Source organism: Streptomyces sp. NPDC002520 (genome assembly GCF_053595235.1).
In genome coordinates, this window is the sequence record NZ_JBSFXG010000028.1 from 79,420 (window position 1) to 93,630 (window position 14,211).

At 69.2% G+C, this 14,211-nt stretch carries 9 protein-coding genes and 1 pseudogene; 6 read left to right on the forward strand and 4 right to left on the reverse strand.

Annotated features, from left to right (window positions below):
* Positions 1 to 156: 156 nt before the first annotated feature.
* The 4 genes from ACWD5D_RS31455 to ACWD5D_RS31470 form a co-directional block, all read right to left on the reverse strand.
* Positions 157 to 1,269, reverse strand: coding sequence for a ricin-type beta-trefoil lectin domain protein (locus ACWD5D_RS31455; RefSeq protein WP_451376170.1), 1,113 nt, complete (start codon positions 1,267 to 1,269; stop codon positions 157 to 159).
* Between the two features lie 519 nt (positions 1,270 to 1,788).
* Positions 1,789 to 3,129 carry an MFS transporter gene (locus ACWD5D_RS31460; protein WP_451376171.1) on the reverse strand — a complete coding sequence of 447 codons (1,341 nt, stop codon included), beginning with the start codon at positions 3,127 to 3,129 and terminating at the stop codon, positions 1,789 to 1,791.
* Between the two features lie 135 nt (positions 3,130 to 3,264).
* Positions 3,265 to 4,926 (reverse strand): amidohydrolase, encoded by a 1,662-nt coding sequence (locus ACWD5D_RS31465; protein ID WP_451376172.1) that lies wholly within the window; start codon positions 4,924 to 4,926, stop codon positions 3,265 to 3,267.
* A gap of 163 nt (positions 4,927 to 5,089) precedes the next feature.
* Complete coding sequence (locus tag ACWD5D_RS31470) at positions 5,090 to 5,989, reverse strand: Lrp/AsnC family transcriptional regulator (RefSeq protein ID WP_451376173.1); 900 nt, start codon at positions 5,987 to 5,989, stop codon at positions 5,090 to 5,092.
* Between the two features lie 210 nt (positions 5,990 to 6,199).
* On the opposite strand from ACWD5D_RS31470, the gene ACWD5D_RS31475 reads away from it, so the two are divergent.
* The 6 genes and pseudogenes from ACWD5D_RS31475 (at position 6,200) to ACWD5D_RS31500 (ending at position 14,211) form a co-directional block, all read left to right on the forward strand.
* The gene (locus tag ACWD5D_RS31475) at positions 6,200 to 7,192 is read left to right on the forward strand and encodes a C-terminal binding protein (protein ID WP_451376174.1); all 993 of its coding nucleotides are present in this window, start codon (positions 6,200 to 6,202) and stop codon (positions 7,190 to 7,192) included.
* The gene (locus ACWD5D_RS31480; RefSeq protein WP_451376175.1) at positions 7,189 to 7,995 is read left to right on the forward strand and encodes a class II aldolase/adducin family protein; all 807 of its coding nucleotides are present in this window, start codon (positions 7,189 to 7,191) and stop codon (positions 7,993 to 7,995) included. Before ACWD5D_RS31475 ends, ACWD5D_RS31480 begins: the two co-directional genes overlap by 4 nt.
* A 414-nt stretch (positions 7,996 to 8,409) precedes the next feature.
* A pseudogene (locus tag ACWD5D_RS31485) lies at positions 8,410 to 8,753 on the forward strand (transposase); the annotation flags it as partial.
* A gap of 686 nt (positions 8,754 to 9,439) precedes the next feature.
* Entirely contained in the window at positions 9,440 to 10,402 is a 963-nt protein-coding gene (locus ACWD5D_RS31490) for a G1 family glutamic endopeptidase (RefSeq protein ID WP_451376176.1), read from the forward strand.
* Between the two features lie 540 nt (positions 10,403 to 10,942).
* Positions 10,943 to 11,638, forward strand: coding sequence for a type 1 glutamine amidotransferase domain-containing protein (locus ACWD5D_RS31495; RefSeq protein WP_451376177.1), 696 nt, complete (start codon positions 10,943 to 10,945; stop codon positions 11,636 to 11,638).
* Positions 11,639 to 11,811: 173 nt separating this feature from the next.
* Positions 11,812 to 14,211: an FUSC family protein gene (locus ACWD5D_RS31500; protein ID WP_451376178.1), complete on the forward strand. Its 2,400-nt coding sequence runs from the start codon at positions 11,812 to 11,814 to the stop codon at positions 14,209 to 14,211.

Below are 14,211 nucleotides of genomic sequence, written 5' to 3' on the forward strand. Positions count from 1 at the left end.
CGGACCATCTGAACGCCGTCGCCGCTCGGCGGTGCGAGACCCGGCCGGGCCCGACGAGCCCGGCCGGTGATGATGAGGCTTCCCGAGTGGGAGCGCCGGATCCGCGGACTTCCACCCGCCACCGCGGTTCCGGAGGCCGGGAGCCGTGACAATGGTTCAGGAAGGCAGGGTCCATTGCTGGTTGACGGTGCCTGCACAGCTCCAGATCTGCAGCCGGGTGCCGTTGGCCGAACTGGGACCGGTCGCGTCCAGGCACTTGCCGGACTGCGGGTTGACCAGCCCGCTGCCTGACTTCTGCCAGACCTGCGCGCCGCTGCCGTTGCAGTCGTAGAGCTGGACCTTGGTGCCGTTGGCGGTGCCGGCGCCCGTGACGTCCATGCACTTGCCGAGCCCCCGCAGGGTCCCGTCGCTGCCCACCGTCCAGTTCTGGGCGTTGGTGCCGTTGCAGTCGTACAGCTGGACCGCGGTGCCGTTGGCGGTACCGGCGCCGGCGATGTCCACGCACTTGCCGGCGTACCCGGACCGGATCGGCCCGGTGGCGCCTGTGGGAGGAGGCGTGCCGGTGTCGCCGACCCAGTTCGTCGCCGCGGCTGTGCCCACCGCGTCGATACTGGCGTTGCTCTCCACCGGGTTGGGTACCTGGCCGGGGAAGACGATGTAGGTCACCGGGCCCTCGGTGCCGCCGGTGGCCGGGTTCGGGTCGATGCCGAGAGCGGTGGCCAGCGCGTAGGAACCCTCGCCGATGATGTTGCTCGGGCCCTCGTCGGCGAACGTGGCGTAGGCGACCCTGCCGTTGTAGACGACGGCCGCCACGCTGCCCGGCGAGATGCCCGCGGACTGGTAGTCGAATCGGCTGCTGGGCAGGGGAATCACGTAGTAGCGCGTCGTCTCGGAGCTGAACGGCTGCCCGCTGGAGGTCTGGAAGGAAGTCTGCGGCTGGTACCAGGGGTCGGTCGAGGCGTTGCAGTGAGTGGTGCTGACGCCGTCGCAGTCGATGTCCATGTCCGCTGTCCAGGTGTAAGCGGAACCGTTCTTGCAGATGTCGACGGTGGACGGGCCGCCGTCGTCGGTGGCGTACTTGCCGTTGGAGGCGGGTGTGCAGTTCTGTGCCTTGGAGAGCAGCTGGGCCGCGCTCGGGCCCGCGGCTGCCGCCGTCGTGGTGGTTCCGGCGGCGTTGGACGCGGTTGCACCGATGCCGAAGGCCGCGGCGCATGTGGCTGCGGCGATGCCCAGGGTCACGAAGCGCAGGCGGAAGTGCGTACGGGGCACGAGTCACCTCTTCTGATCGCTGGATCGTCCGAACGACAGTGGGTGGAGGGGCAGCCACCAAACCGACAGGAAACCTTACTGACGCATACCTGTCAATGAACGCCGCCATACGGAATGCCGCGATTCCGGTGCCGGTGGAGAGCGGCGGCGCGAGGGCAGTGGTGAAAGGTGAGCAGCAGGCGCCGGTGGTGTCCGCAGGGGAGGCGTCGTCCACTGGCCGCCGACACGGCTGATCGGAGAGTGGACGTGCACATTCACGCCGATCCGGCCCCGGCCGACAACCGGGCCAGGCGGCGGAGGCCCGCCAGACAGGCCCCGAGTGCGGCGGCCGTCTCCGGCACATGGGGGCAGAGGACGTCTCCGCTGCGCCCCAACGCCTCCCTGTACGTGGAGGGTTCGCACTGACTCGGCCGCCCGTCGCCACCCCTGTCACCAGTGGTTGACAGGGGGGCGGCGGGCGGTCCGGATGCGAGGGGCAGGACGGTCGGGTCCACCGACCGTCGGAGCCGAGCAGTACCGTCAGTTCGCCGCCAGGCTCGGCGTCGGGTTGCTCTTCTCGGTGGCGCCTGCCCCCCGTGAGGCGAGGCTGCGCAGGCGGAGGGTGCACCAGATGCCGATCGCGGAGACGGCCATCAGCAGGGCGGCCGCCGGCCAGTAATGGCCTCCTGCAAGGGCGCTGAGGGAGACCGCCGCGAGCGGCGCGAAGCCGCCGAAGATCATGTTGCAGACCTGGTAGGACAGCGAGATCCCGGTGTACCGCACGCGGGGTTCGAAGCCCTCGGCCAGGATCGTCGCGATCGGCCCGTACAGGGCGGACATCACGAGGCGCATCGCCAGCATCGCGGCGTAGATGAGAACGACGCTGCCCGTTCCCATCGCCATGAACTGCGGTACGGCGAGCACGATCACGCCCGCGAGGCCGGCGACGACCACCTTGTGCGCGCCGATCCGGTCGCCGAGCCAGGACAGGCCGGGGGTGACGACGAGCTCCAGGAAGGCCGCCAGGGAGAGGCCGTTGAGCAGCATCGTCTCCGACAGCTTGAGTTCGCCCGTGCCGTAGGACAGGAGGTAGCTGGTCACCACGTAGTAGCCGCCGGTCGCGGTGGCCAGGGCGAAGACGCCGGTCAGCACGGTCCGCCAGGAGGACTGGAACACCTCGACGACCGGCAGTTTGTCCTCCTCCGTGCGCTGGGCCCGGATCTCGTCCATGACCGGGGCCTCCTCCAGCTTGAGGCGGACGACCAGGCCGACGCCGACGAGGACCGCGGAGGCGAGGAACGGCACTCGCCAGCCCCAGCTGTGGAAGGCCGCGTCGCCCCACAGGTTCACCAGAGAGAATGCACCGGTGGACAGCAAGGCGCCGACGGAGGAGCCGAGTTGGGCGAAGGAGCCGAAGAACGTGGCCTTGCCCTCGGGGGCGTTCTCCACGGCCACCAGGACGGCGCCGCCCCACTCGCCGCCGATCGCGATGCCCTGGATCAGCCGCAGGACGATCAGCAGGACGGGAGCCAGGGCGCCGGCCTGGGCGTAGGTCGGCAGGAGGCCGATGGCGAAGGACGCGAGGCCCATCATCAGCAGGGTGATGACGAGGGTCTTCTTGCGGCCGACCCGGTCGCCTATGTGACCGAAGACGATGCCGCCGAGCGGCCGCAGCAGGAAGCCGACGGCGAACGTGCCGAAGGCGGAGAGAGTCCGCAGCAGCGGGGACATGCCCGGCGGGAAGAAGACGTCGTTGAAGACGATGGCGGCGGCGGTGGCGAAGGCGTAGAAGTCGTACCACTCGATGGACGTGCCGACGAGGGCGGCCAGCGCGGCTCTCATGGGGTTCTGAGCTGGTCTGGAGCGGGTTGGCTGGGACATGGGGAGTCCTCCGACGGGAGCGGAATGAGTACGGGGAGGGGGAAGCGGACGGGGAGGGGAGGGAGGGGGACGTGCGGCACCGCGGGGGACGTGCCGCGGGGGGTGAGGCGGGGTGCGGCGGGATTGTGCGGAGGGTCAGCGGCCGGGTGCGGCCCAGGCGCGGGTTCCGCCGATCCACGTCTCGCGCACGGTGATCGAGGCGAGCTCGGCCGGGTCACGGTCGAGCGGATCGGAGTCGAGGACGGTGAAGTCGGCGAGCAGGCCAGGGGCCAGGGCGCCTACCGCGTGCTCGCGGTGCAGTGCGGCGGCCGCGCCTGCGGTGTGGGCGTGCAGTCCGTCGGCGACCGGCAGGCGCAGGGAGGCGTCGCCGAGGACCGTGCCCAGGACGGTGCGCCGGGTCGCGGCGGCGGAGACGGCTTCCAGCGGGGCGGGCGGAGCGACGGGCGCGTCCGAGCTGAGGACGACCGGGACGCCCGCGCTGAGGCAGGCGCCCGCCGGGTTGTAGCGGTGGCCGAGTTCGCCGATCGCGGTCAGCGTGCCGTCACCGGTGCGCAGGTGGTGCTGGGGCTGCATGACGGGGACGACGCCGAGCTCGCCCATGCGGGTGATCTGCTCGTCGGTCGGCAGCCCGCTGTGCTCGATCCGGTGGCGCATTCCCGTACGCGGGACGTCTGCCTGGGCCTTCTCGATCGCGTCGAGGACCATGCCGATGGCGAACGGCGACTGGGCGTGCGTGGCCGTCTGCAGTCCGGCGCGGTGCGCCTTCGCGACGATCTCGGCGTACTCCTCGGTGGAGTGGTACAGCTGCCCGTGGTGGCAGCAGTCGGCGGCGTACCCCTCGGGGAAGTAGGCGGTCCAGCCGCCGAGCGTGCCGTCCGCGTAGAACTTCACGCCCTGGATCCGGAAGAGGTCGTCACCGAAACCGTGCACCACGCCGAGGTCGAGGGCGGTGTCGAGGAGCGCGGAGGTGAGGTAGGCGGAGACACGCATGCGCAGCGAGCCGTCGGCGCGGGCGCGCAGATACGTCTCCATCTCGCGCCGCGAGGCCTGCGCGTCGCCGACGGTGGTCACGCCGGCGGCCAGGAAGGTCTCCTGGGCGCGCATCAGGTGGTCCGCCATGATCGCGTCGGGCTCGGAGAGATGGAAGTTCGGGCCGTGGTTGCCGATCTTCACGCCGCCGGGGCCGGTGAGCAGGTCGCAGGCGGCGTCCCACAGCTGTCCGTCGGGCTCCCCTGAGGCGAAGCGGCCGATGGAGCCGCCCTCCGGGTTCGGCGTGCCGGCGGTGACGCCGCAGACGCGCAGGGTGTGGGAGTTGACGACGCCGCCGTGGCCGGAGGCGTTCATGACGTACACCTCGCGGTCGGTCGCGACCCGGTCGAGGTCGTGGCAGGTGGGGTGGCGGCGCTCGGCGAGGCGCCGGTGCTCGTAGCCGAAGCCGCGCACGGGGACGCCGGCGGGCAGGTTGCGGGCCGCCTCGGTGAGGACGGCGACGAGAGTGTCGATGTCGGGTACACGCTCGGGGCGGCAGTCGACCCAGGCCAGCGCCTGCCCGTACATCACGGGGTGGCAGTGGGCGTCGACGAAGCCGGGGTGGACCAGCCCCCCGTCGAGCTCCAGCGTCCGGTCGGCGCGGCCGCCGAGCGCGGCGCGGGCGTCGTCCGCGGTGCCGACGTGCACGATGCGGTCGCCGCGCACGGCGAGAGCCTCGGCCCTGAGGGGGCTGCCGGGGACGGCGACGGCGGCGCCCGTCACCAGCAGGGTGCGGTCGTCATGGGGGGAGGAGAGCGGGTGGTGCATGAAAGGGATCCTGCTTTCGGCCAGACACATGCCAGAGCGGCGAATCGTTCGCGAGAACGCTAAGCAACGAACGAGAAGTTTTCTAGATCCCCGTGTCACAAATTTTTCGGAAGCTCTCCGTCGTGTCGCCTGCGAATCGTCAGTCGGGGCATCGCGCGCGCCGTCAGGTCGCCGGCGTCCCCAGGTCGTACCGCTCCTTGATCAGCTCCAGGTGCACCCAGCTCTCCACGCCCCGAACACCGTCGCAGGCCCGCATGCCGTCGAGCGTCACCTGGATCGCCGTCAGCGACTCGGCCGTGATCGTGCCGACCAGCTCGGCCCGTCCGACACAGGCCGACAGGAACGAGACCCGCTCGAAGCCCACCAGGGTCTTGGCGACCTTGTCGCGCTCGCCCGACAGGCGTACCGCGAAGCCGCACAGGTATCCAAGCCCCAGTACCTCGGGCCTGACCAGCGCCAGCACCTTCACCACCCCGCCGTCCAGCAGCCGTAGCGTGCGGGCGCGGGTGGCCCCCGCGGACAGGCCGACGCGTTCGGCGAGTTCGGCGAAGGGCAGCCGCCCGTCACGCTCCAACTCGTCCAGGATCAACAGGTCGGTGTCGTCGAGATCGGTGACGGTCGGCTCGCCCGCCAGCAGGTACGGGTCCTTGAGGTGACGCATGCTGATCAGCGGGTCCACCACCGACACCCCGGGCAGGGCGCGCACCCGCTCGATCGCCCGGTCCAGTTCGTCGAAGCCCTCGGTGCGCAGCTCGGCCATGATCGCCCGCTGCCCCGCGGTCAGCGTGACGAACGGCGCCTGGGGCATCGCCGCGATCTCGTGCGCGACCGAGCGCGCCTCCCCGGAGACGTCGATCGACAGATGGGCGGACGCCGTCAGCCCGCGCACCACGGGGTGCACGACGGCGACCACCCGCACCGCGCCCGAATCGAGCAGCCGCTGCACCCTGGCCCGGGTCGCCGGGCGGGACAGGCCCGCACGCTGCGCGAGCGTCTCGTAGGTGAGGCGGCCGTCGCTCTGCAGCGCGCGAACGACGGTCAGATCGATGTGGTCCAGATCCACCTGGGCTGATCCCCTCGGCTCGTCGGCCCGGAAAGCGGGCGCACCCGGGTCCGCCCACATTCTCGGACACGCACCGCCGACAGCCTCGACGAAGGTGACATGGATCACCGGCGGACGCCTCGATCGTCCATGGACAGGAGATTGAGCGGAATCGTAAGTTCAAAGTGTGAGCAACAGACGAATCATCTGCCTCGCGGGGAGGTGGACGGCATGAACGGGCCCCTCGCCGTCTTCACCGACACCGAGGACCTCGACCCCGAGCCCGGCGTACGACTGCTTCAGGAAGCCGGATTCGCCGTGCGCGTCGCCCAGTCCCGCGACCCCGACGTCATCGCCGACGCCGCCCGGGACGCCGTAGCCCTCGTCGTCGGATACGCCCGCATCGACGCCGCGCTGCTCGACCGACTGCCCCGGCTGCGCATCCTGGCGACCATGTCCGCCGGATACGACATGATCGACACCGGCCAGGCGCGGCGCCGCGGACTCTGGGTGACGAACCTGCCCGACGCCGCCACCGAGGACGTCGCCGTCCACGCCCTGGCCTCGGCCCTCTCCCTGGTGCGCGGACTCCCGCAGGCCGACGCCGTCGTCCGCTCGGGCGGCTGGAACACCGACTTCATCGAGCGGACCCGGCTCCCGCGCCGAGCGAGCGAAATGACCCTCGGCCTGGTCGGACTCGGGCGCATCGCCCGCACGTTCGCGGCACTCGCCGCCCCCGTCTTCGGCCGTGTCGCCGCCCACGACCCACACACCGACCCCGCCAACTGGCCCACCGGCGTGGAACGTTACGACAGTCCCGCCGGCCTCGCGGCCGCCTCGGACATCCTGTCCCTGCACGTGCCGCTCACCCCGGCGACCCACCACCTGGTCGACGAGGCCCTGCTGCGGCGGATGCGCCACGGGAGCTTCCTCGTCAACGTCTCCCGCGGCGAACTCGTCGACCCCCGCGCCCTGCTGAACACCCTCGACTCCGGACGGCTCGCAGGAGCCGCCCTGGACGTCTTCCCCGTCGAACCACCACCCACCGACGACCCACTGCGCCGCCACCCCCGCATCCAACTGTCCCCGCACAGCGCCTACCTGTCCGACACCTCACGCCGCGCCTACGTCTGCCGACCCGCCGAGAACGTCATCGCCTGGCACCGCACCGGCCGACCGCTGACCCCCGTCATCGACCCCACACCCCAGGGAGCCACCGCATGACCGACGCCCTCGCCACCCCCACCTCCACTCCCACCCCCGCCACCGCCCCCGGCGAGGCACTCGCCGGGGAATGGCGGCTGCGCCGCGAACTGGCCGCCGTCTACCGCCTTGTCGCCCACTTCCGGATGACCGACCTGATCTTCACCCACATCTCGCTACGGCTGCCCGGACCCGAACACCACTTCCTCATCAACCCCTACGGGCTCCTCTTCGAGGAAATCACCGCCTCCAACCTGGTCAAGATCGACCTCGACGGAAACCCCGTCGAACCCACCCCGCACCCCGTCAACCCCGCCGGCTTCGTCATCCACAGCGCCATCCACGCCGCGCGCCCCGACGCCCACTGCGTCCTGCACACCCACACCAAGGCGGGTTGCGCCGTCGCCGCCCAGCGCGAGGGACTTCTGCCCGTCAACCAGATGTCCATGGAGTTCCACAACCGCGTCGGCTACCACGACTACGAAGGCGTCGCCCTCAACCTCGACGAACAGCGCCGCCTCGTCGCCGACATCGGCGGGCACCCCGCCCTGATCCTGCGCAACCACGGCCTCCTCACCGTGGGCGAAACCGCCGCCCAGGCCTTCCTGCGCATGTACTACCTGGAGAAGGCCTGCGAGATCCAGGTGACCGCCCAGGCAGGCGGCACTCCGCTCGTCCTGCCCTCCCCGCAGGTCTGCGAATACACGGCCCGACAGCTCACAGGCGAGGCCGCCTCGGACTTCGAGGACCACGACGCCTACGAACTCGCCTGGTCGGCCCTGCTGCGCCTGCTCGACCGAACGTGCCCCGACTACAAGGACTGACGGACTGCTGTGGCTCCGACTCCAGATGCTCAGTGTGCGGGTGGATGATTCCTCGTGGAGCCGACTGGCACCCGAAGCGCGAGCGGAAGTAGACGAACCGATCACTGCTCGTCGCCACGCGCACGCCATCGCGGTCTTGCGTGAGCGCATGGACCCGCCGCGGCCGAGCCTTCATGAGTGCATCGACCTTGTGGACCAGCCTGCCAGTTTCCTACGGGAGCAGGCCGAGGATCCCGACACGGTGGTCCGCACACCCTGATTCCACAGTGCCGTCGGTGGATGCGGCCGCTGCCGCCCTGCCCGCCCTTTGCCTGAGGTGAGCACGGCCGGCGGCTCGCGCTCCGATGACGGCTGAATCGCGGACCGCCGGCCGTGGGTCGGTCTGGCCCGTATTCGGGCCGAGCCAGGGGATCCTCCGGCAAGAACTACCGCTGCTCGACCAACCTGCAGGTCGTCATCGACGCCGACAGTCGCCTGGTGGTCACGATCGGCCCCCCGATGCCCGGCAGCCGCAACGATCGCCGGGCGTTCACGGCGTCCGGTGCCGACCGGGCCTGTCGCGGAGCCCCGGTCATCGCCGACGGCGGCTATCAGGGCACTGGCCTGTTCATCCCGCACCGCAGACGACGTGGCCAGAGACATCTCGGCCCCCGGCGAGAGACGGAGAACACCATCCACCGCAGGGCCGAGCCCGGGTGGAACACGTGCTGTCCCGGCTGAAGAACTGGAAGATTCTGCACGATAGCCACCCAGAAGGACTTTTAGGGCGTTTGTCCATATTTACGCAATTGGTGCACAGGGGGGTGCGGTTGACCTGCAGGCATCGCCCGGCTCGATCGAGAGTGGCGCCCTGGGCGCCAAGAGTCCGGACTTGCCAGCCCCTTGATGTCCGATATGACGGTTCTTACGGGCAGTCATAACGCATTGAAACGTTACTAACTCCCCCAAAACGCCCACTGTCTCTCCGGCAACGGGTTGACGAAGCGACGTGGTGAGGACCGTCACAAAGCACTTGCCATCGCTATCAGTGGGATGAAATATCCCAGCAAGTCGCCAACGGGCCGGAGCCCACGACGCCGCGCGACACCGCCCGTCGAATGCCGGCAGCGTCGCCGGTCCTGTGGGCGAACGGCTACAGCCGCGCGACGAGCCAAGTGGCTCGTCGGCAACTCGCCGCCCCTACGGCGTGTTCGTGTCACGTGGGTCGGCAGCACGATGTCTTCCGGACGGCACTGCCACCACCAGTCCCCGTGGACCGTCCGCACGGACGGTCCCCTCCCACCCGACTTCAGTTCCACATCTCGCAAGGAGACCGGTCATCGTGATGCGAATAGGCAGCGCAGGCACTACACGGCGCACCCCGGCCGCATTCGCGGCAGCAGGGCTGGTTCTCGCCGCGACAGCTCTTTCCCCGGCGGCCTCCGCAGCCGCCGCGATGCCGGCTGTGCGGTTCGACTCCACGGCCCAGCCTCAGTCAGGCGATTCGAACTGGGGCGGCTATGTTGCCCAGGGCAGCTTCGCCAAGATCACCGGCTCGTGGACCCAGCCGCATGTCGTCTGCCGTTCCAGCAAGGACGTGTTCGCCCCCTGGGTCGGGCTGGACGGCTGGGGCTCACGCACGGTGGAGCAGGTCGGGGTGCAGACCGACTGCTCCAGCGGTTCCCCGGTGAACACCGCTTGGTACGAGATGTATCCGGCCCCACCGGTGTACTGGCAGGATCCGGTCTCCGAGGGGGACAGCATGACCGCGTCGGTCACCTCCGACGGCGCGGGTGGCTACTCGCTGGCCCTGACCAACAACACCAAGGGCTGGACCAAGCGCGTCAAGAAGACGATTCAAGCGGAGAATGTCAGCGCGGAGGCGGTCATCGAGTCGCCCAACCAGGCCTATCCGGAAATCGACAGCGTGCGTTTCACCCAAGTCACCGTGGACGGAAAGTCGATGGACACCATGGCACCGCAGGCGCTGACCAGTGGCGGCTATGCGCCGGGGGCGCTGGACAACGGCTCGTTCACCATAGAGCCGGGCAACTCGGGTTCGCAGGCGGGCAACTCGGGTTCGCAGCCGGGTTCGGGTTCGCAGCCGGGTGGTTCGGGTTCGCAGCCGGGTGGTTCGGGTTCGCAGCCGGGTGGCTCGGGTTCGCAGCCAGGTGGTTCGAGTTCGCAGCCAGGTGGCTCGGGTTCGCAGCCGGGCAACTCGTATCCGCGGCCGGGTAGCCCGTATCCGCAGCCTGGCAACTCGGGCCCGCAGCGGGGTGATTCGGGCTGGCCTGGCAACCCGTATCCGCAGCCTGGCAACTCGGGCCCGCAGCGGGGTGATTCGGGCTGGCCTCGCAACTCGTATCCGCTGCCGGGCAACTCGGGCTCGCAACCGGGTAACTCGTACCCGCAGCCGGCCAACTGGTAAGCAGCTCGATACTGACCTGGCCCAGCTCGCTCTCGCCTGAGGATGTCCATCTGCCGAACGCGGTCGGCAGATGGACTCCGGCGCGTACACGGGGGAGTGGAACCAGCTCGTCTTCCATGTGCCCGAGGGCAGCGGCGTAGTTCGCCGCGGGGATCCGCAGGCCATGCCCGGCATCGCCCGACTGCATGACGTGGCCCTCGCCCTCATAGCTCAAGCCCCGTACGGAACAACCTCTCGTGTCGCACCCGGCGCCGCCCCAACGCGCTGTGTTGAATGAGCCCAGCGGGTGCATCAGAAGAGCCCGACATCCGACGCGTCAATTCGATGGCGTTTGGAATTTCTGGCAGGTTGAATATGAGTGCCAGCTGTTGAATGTGAATGCCAAATGCTCCTGTTTGCGACAGGTCTGTAGAGATTGCGTTGCCGCTCATCCCGCCTCGGAGTAGCGTAGGCGACAAGCGCCGGTCAACCGCCTATGAAGAATTGGTCGGGATTTCGATCGGCGCATCGTCTCGCGTGTGACAGCACCAGGAGGGGATCATGGGCAGAGTTCTCTTTGTGGTCACCGGCGCAAGCTACTGGACCCTGCGGGACGGCCACCGGCATCCAACAGGATACTGGGCCGAGGAGTTCGCGGCCCCCTACAGCGCGTTCAAGGAGGCCGGTCACGAGATCACCGTGGCGACCCCGGGCGGCGTCATCCCTGTCGTCGACACGATGAGCCTGCAGCCTCGCATGACCGGTGGCGAGGAGAACATGCTCGCGCTGACAGCCGTCCTCGAAGAAGCCGAGGAACTGCGTCATCCGGTCGTCCTCAAGGACACGAAGGTCGATGACTTCGACGCCGTCTACTACCCCGGCGGCCACGGACCGATGGAGGATCTCGCGGTCGATTCCGATTCGGGGATCTTCCTGCGCAGGGCACTCGCTTCCGGTAAGCCGCTGGGCATCGTCTGTCACGCTCCGGCCGCGATCCTCGCGACGCGCGACGAGTACGGCAACACACCTTTCGCGGGGTACCGTGTGGCCGGCTTCTGCAATGAGGAGGAAGCGGGAGTCGGATTCGCCGACAAGGCGAAATGGTTGCTCGAGGACGAGCTGAAGAAACTTCCCACGGACTACTCGCGCGGGCCCGCCTGGGAGCCGTACACAATGGTGGACCGCAACCTGTACACAGGGCAGAACCCTGCGTCATCGGGCCCACTTGCCCAAGAGATGCTGAAATCCCTTTCGTGACGGGCTGAGCCGATGCGCGCGGCTGAGGCCCACCGAAGGCGAGTCATGGATAAAACCAGACCTCCTGGTGACGCCAGTGGCCGGCGTCGTCATTCGACGGGCGCCGTTGCGAGGGAGAGGGGTGTCCTCCATGGAGGTGTTCTCGCAGCCGCTGCACGTCACCGGCCGTCCTGATGTTCCGCACGACGAGCCGCGATGACGCGGCGAAGACCAGCAGCACCGAACGCCCGGAGCGTCGCGAGGCTCCGGCGGGGAGCCCGGTGGTGGCGCGGGTGCGCGAGCATGACCCGGGTCTGTCGGCGTTGCGGCGTGCACTTCGCGTCGCGATCATCACGCCTTCGCTCTTCGCGCTGACGTACCTCGTCATCGGGAACCCGGCCATGGCGGTCTTCGCGGCCTTCGGCCCGATGGTGCTGATGCTGTTCGTGGACTTCGGCGGCCCGATACGTGAACGGGTGGCTCAGCAGCTCAGCCTGGTCCTGACCTCCACGGTGCTGGTGTGCCTCGGGAGCCTGGCCGGCCAGTTGGTCTGGCTCGCCGGTGTCGCCACCTTCCTGGTCGCGTTCGTCGTTCTGTTCTCCGGTGTCATCAGCTCCGCTCTGGCCGGCGCGGGAACATCACTTCTGGTCAGCTTCGTGCTTCCCGCCACACTGATCGGGCCGGTGGGTTCGATCCCGGACCGCATGGCCGGTTGGTCCCTCGGAGGAGCGGCAACCGTCGCCGCGGTCGCCGTCATGTGGCCGCGTCCGGTCAGCGAACCCTTGCGCACCTCCCTCGCCGGTGCATGCGCCGTGCTGGCCAGACGCCTGCGCGCCGAAACCTCCTGCGTCCGTGCGTCCGTCCCGCGCACCCCGGCACTCGACGCGGCAGCGCAGGAGACGGACAACGCTGCCGCCGCTCTTCGGAAGGCCTTCTACGCGACCCCGTACCGTCCCACGGGGGTGTCCACGACGGCCAGGGCCCTGGTTCGACTGGTCGACCAGGTCTTCTGGCTCGGCAGCGTCCTGAAACAGGCCCAGCCGAAGAAACAGGACCCTTTGAGCTGGTCAGTGGTGTGCGACGTCGAACTCGCCGCAGCAGCGGTCCTTGACCGCGGAGCGTCACTCCTGCGATCCGGTACGAGCCCACTTCACGGCCTGGCCTCTGACATCAGTCGGCTGGAGGCAGCGGGAACACGACTTGAGGAAGCGATGACCGGCTCACTCCCCGAAACGCTTGCGGCCAAGTCGGCCCAGGCTTCGACCGGGACAGTACCTGACACGGCGTCTGAGCCGGTCACCGCGTTGATCGCTTCATTGGAGCCCGGTTTCCGCGCCGAAAGAATCCGCTTCATCGTGACGGCCATTGCCACGGACATCGAGCTCGCCGTGGCGGCACAGCAACGCATGTGGTGGCAGCGGTTGCTCGGAGAACGCCCTGTGAACACGGCCCCCGCCCTGTCATCGGCACGTGATCGCCTGGCGGCACACCTCGACCGCCACTCCGTGTGGCTGCACAACAGCCTGCGAGGTGCCGCCGCTCTCGGTCTTGCTGTCGTCCTCGCCCAGCTCAGCGGCGTGGGCCATTCGTTCTGGGTCGTCTTCGGCACGTTGGCCGTGCTGCGCTCCAATGCCGTGAACACAGGTCAGACCGTCGGTCGCGCACTGCTGGGAACCGTCATCGGCTTCGCCATCGCTGTGGCTGTCATCCTTGCGCTCGGGGCCCATCCCGTCGCCCTGCGGGTGGTGCTCCCGTTCGCGATCGTGCTGATAGGGCTTGAACCATCCGTCACGTCCTTCACAGCCGGGCAGGCCGGCTTCACCGTCGTCCTGCTGATCCTCTTCAGCATCATCGACCCCATCGGGTGGGAGGTCGGACTGGTCCGGATCGAGGACATGGCGCTCGGATGCGCGGTGAGCCTGGTCGTGGGGGGCCTTTTCTGGCCACGGGGCGCAGGCTCCGCGCTGGGTCAGGCGCTGTGCGAAGCATTCCAGGACGCCGCCCAGTACCTGCATGGCGCCGTCACCTCCGGGCTGATGCGCTGCGACGGCTGGGCGGAGCCCTCGGCCTCCGCAGGTGAGGACAGGTGGACGGCCTCGGCTTCCGCTCGGCGACTGGACGACGCCTTCCGTGGATACCTGGCCGAGCGCGGCACCAAGCGGCTCGCGCTGCCCAAGGTGACCTGCTTGGTCAACACGGTCTCCGCCATGCGGCTGACCGGAGACGCCGTAGCCGACTTGTGGTCGCGCGCGGGACACCAGCCCAGAGGGGACCGAGCCGCCGCCCGTGTCGCGATCCTGGGCGCCTGTGAGCCGATCGTGGCCTGGTTCGAGACCTCTGGCCGTGCACTGGCGGGCCTGGCGACTCCTCCTCGGACAGTGAGTCCACCGGCGGCGGACGACGTACTCAAGGAGGCCCTACGCCGTGATCTGACCCCGGACGGAGGCAGGTACGACGCCTCCGCGGCAGTCAGGATCGTATGGACAGCAGACCACCTCGACGCGCTGCGCCTCCTGCAGAAACAGACCATCGCCTCCGTGCGGGAGGCCTCCGCTGCCGGCAGGCGACGCGCGCGTCGGGGCCGGCGTCCCTGA